Source organism: Allobosea sp. 01N443 (genome assembly GCF_056399325.1).
The window spans coordinates 1-2215 of the sequence record NZ_JBFTRC010000360.1 but is presented as its reverse complement, the minus strand read 5'-3'; the positions used below and the strand labels follow the sequence as shown (position 1 = coordinate 2215).

Sequence of the window (2215 nt, the reverse complement as noted above, 5' to 3'; positions counted from 1 at the left end):
GGAAGGCCCGGTCGAGGCCATCCGTGCCACCGGCGCGAGTTTTGGCCAGGTCGTCGGCTACGCCGTGGTGCCGCAGGTCATGGTCAAATCGCTCGGCGTGCTGATCTATCGGCTCGACGCCAATCTGCGCCATTCCACCGTCATCGGCATCGTCGGCGCCGGCGGCATCGGCCAGACGCTCTCGGCCTCGTTCTCCCGCTACGATTTCGATTTCTCGAGCGCCATCCTGCTCACCATCGCGGCGCTCGTTGCGCTCGGCGAGTGGTTCAGCGACTGGGCCCGGCGGAGGCTCAGGTGAAGGCGAATGCAAACCAGCGCCGGGATGGCGGGGCTCAGCCCAAGCGCATCTATCCCGACCAGTGGGAACGCCATACGCCGCGCGAGCGGCTGACGCAGTGGCTCTGGCTCCTCGGCGGCGCATTCGCAGCCGTCTGGTCGGTTTCGGCACTCGACATCGAATGGGCCTTCTTTGCCGATGCGCATGAACAGGCGGCCGACCTGATCCAGCGGATGTGGCCGCCGCGCTGGTCCTATCTGCCGGTTGTCGTGCGTCCGCTGATCGAGACGATCCATATCGCGACGCTCGGCACGATGATCTCGATCGTGCTCGCGCTGCCGGTCGCGTTCCTGGCCGCACGCAACACCACGCTGAACCAGGGAACCTGGCTTCTCGGGCGCGCAATCCTCGTGCTGTCGCGCTCGATCAACACGGTGATCTGGGGGCTTCTCTTCGTCGCCATCTTCGGCCCCGGCCCGGTTGCCGGCATCTGCGCGGTCGCAGCCCGCTCGGTCGGCTTCATCGCCAAGCTCGTCGCCGAAGCGATCGAGGAGGTCGAGGCCGGCCAGATCGAGGCGGTGGAGGCCACCGGCGCCGGCACCTTCCAGATCTACGGCATCGCCATCCTGCCCCAGATCCTGCCCGTTCTGATCGGCACATCGATCTATCGCTGGGACATCAATGTGCGGGAGTCGAGCGTGCTCGGCTTTGTCGGCGCCGGCGGCATCGGGCTTCTGCTCTACGCCTCGATCAACCAGTTCGCCTGGAGCCAGGTCCTGGTCATCCTCATTGCCATCCTGGCGATCATCATCATCAGCGAGGCGCTTTCCGCCTATGTCCGTTCACGTATCACCTGAAACCGGAGCCGCCGTCAGCCATCTCTCCGGCCTCGCCGAGGTCGCCCAGAGCTATGACGGCTTCCTGCTCGACCAGTGGGGGGTGCTGCATGACGGCACGACCCCCTATCCCGGCGCAGTCGACTGCCTGCAGAGGCTGCGCTCGGCGGGAAAGGCGATCATCATCCTCTCCAATTCCGGCCGTGGGGCTCGGGAAAACGAGGAGCTACTCGCCCGGATGGGCTTTGCCCGCGAGCTGTTCGACCATGTCGTTTCGGCCGGAGACGACGCCCGCGACGCGCTGCTGACCGAGCAGGATCCGTTCTATCGCGACCTCGGCCGCCGCTGCTTCCTGTTTGCGCGCGACGGCGAGGACCACCTGATCGAGGGTCTGGGCCTGACCAGGGTCGAGAGCACCGAGGCCGCCGACTTCCTGTTCATGCTGAGCATGAACCCGCCGCAGCAATCGCTGGCCGGCTGGCGCCCGGCGCTCGAGGCTGCAGTGGCCCGCGATCTGCCGATGATCTGCGGCAATCCCGATCTCTACCGCGTTCATGCCGACGGCACGCTGCATGAGGCGCCCGGACTTGTCGCCCGGTGCTATGCCGGGCTTGGCGGGCGGGTTCGCTATCACGGCAAACCCGAACCGCGCATCTATCGCAGCAGCCTGCAGCGGCTCGGCCTGGCTCCGCGGCGTGTGCTCGCGGTCGGCGACTCGCTTGAGCATGACGTCGCCGGCGCAACCGGTGCCGGAATCGATGTCGCCTTCATTGCCGGCGGCATTCATCGGCAGGATCTGGGTTGGCCGACACCGGATACGGTCGACCATGCGAGCTGCGCCAGGCTCTTTGCAACGGCCGGATGGATGCCCGGTTACGTCGTGCCCTCCTTCGCGTGGTGATTGCCGCGCCCTGACACGGCCGCTGCCAACCCCCGTCCACATCACCGCCAGACGATCCGTTGGCTCTCAGGCCATCGGCTTGCAGGCTGCCAAGCCCTGAGGGCCTGGCGGCGCGCGCCGTCATGCTCTCCGCGAAGCCGTCCCCCTCCTTAAGGTCAAGCTCCCTCAACTAGTCGGCCCGGAATTGGTGTACTAGTATAC

General features: G+C 66.5%; 3 protein-coding genes. All 3 read left to right on the top strand.

From position 1 onward, the window contains the following. On the top strand, positions 1 to 298 hold a 298-nt coding region (locus AC1DRP_RS36300; RefSeq protein ID WP_476771105.1), incomplete at its 5' end, for an ABC transporter permease subunit. Next, positions 295 to 1134: a phosphonate ABC transporter, permease protein PhnE gene (phnE, locus tag AC1DRP_RS36295; RefSeq protein ID WP_244523542.1), complete on the top strand. Its 840-nt coding sequence runs from the start codon at positions 295 to 297 to the stop codon at positions 1132 to 1134. The genes AC1DRP_RS36300 and phnE, both read left to right, overlap by 4 nt. Then, positions 1112 to 2014 (top strand): TIGR01459 family HAD-type hydrolase, encoded by a 903-nt coding sequence (locus tag AC1DRP_RS36290; protein WP_441490872.1) that lies wholly within the window; start codon positions 1112 to 1114, stop codon positions 2012 to 2014. Before phnE ends, AC1DRP_RS36290 begins: the two co-directional genes overlap by 23 nt. The last annotated feature ends 201 nt before the right edge of the window (positions 2015 to 2215 follow it).

Coding starts and splice junctions, on each gene's coding strand:
- AC1DRP_RS36290 (WP_441490872.1), top strand. CDS start 1,112: ATGTCCGTTCACGTATCACCTGAAACCGGAGCCGCCGTCAGCCATCTC.